The following is a 902-nucleotide window of genomic DNA, read 5'->3' on the forward strand; positions in this document are numbered from 1 at the left end:
GTGATCGTCGCAGAGACGGTCTGGCCGTTCGAGACGGTAGTGATGGTACCGTTGCTGATCGTCACCGTCGCCGTGAAGTCAGCGCCTTGGGGCACGATGCCGGTCTGGTTGAAGATGGCGATATTGGTCTCGGTGCCATCAGGGTCAACGTAGACATAGACCACCATCCCCGGCGCGAAGTCAAAGCGCCAGTGGGCCTGCCCCGGCGTGTAGCCGATCGCGAAACCGATGCCCGCATTCGAGCCGATGTTCATCGTGGCAGACAGCCGGGTGGTCGCCGCGTTTCCGGTGCGATAAACCAGCGACGCCCCCGGGGCGGACCCCATGTCGAGGCGCCCATTCGAAGTGACCTGCGGCTTCGCGTTGTTGCCGGAGCCGTCCAGCCAGTTGTTCTGTCCGCCAAGCGTGCCCGGCGTCTCAGATGAAAAGTCGTCGTAAAAAACGGTGGAGTAGCCGGTACCGGGCCCGGAAGTCGCCAGCTCACGGGTGCTGGGCTCCAGCTGGGCGTACTTAATCCTCCGCCCCTTGTGATAGGCGTAGCTCCCGCCGTCGGTGGGGTCGGTGTCATAGGTGATCGCGAAATTACCCAGCGCGTCGAACGGCACCGAGTTGTCGCTGAGGCGGTTTGCACGCGCGAGCCCGATCGCGAACTTGCCGTCCGACGGGCACACGCGCTGGATGTCCAGGTATGTCGCCTGAGACCAGTCGGTAAGGCTAGCCGAGAAGAACACCCGGTTGCTGTCCGTGCGGCCAAGCGACTTGTTGATCTGGTTCGTCAACATCACCCAGCAGTTGAGCTCTTTCGAAAAGAAGACCTCCGGGTTTTCGGCCTGGCCTCGGATGGTGTCGGGCAAGACCTGCGAACCGGTCTTGGTGAAAGGACCGGCCGGGCTGCTGCCGAC

1 protein-coding gene is annotated in these 902 nt (G+C 62.9%); it reads right to left on the bottom strand.

Annotated features, from left to right (window positions below; all coding sequences use genetic code 11):
- On the bottom strand, window positions 1-854 hold an 854-nt coding region (locus tag MHZ35_RS17885), incomplete at its 3' end, for a hypothetical protein (RefSeq protein ID WP_239436851.1).
- Window positions 855-902 lie beyond the last annotated feature (48 nt).

Origin of the sequence: Sphingomonas sp. ACRSK (genome assembly GCF_022346685.1) — a bacterium.
In the GTDB taxonomy this organism is placed as follows: domain Bacteria; phylum Pseudomonadota; class Alphaproteobacteria; order Sphingomonadales; family Sphingomonadaceae; genus Sphingomonas; species Sphingomonas molluscorum.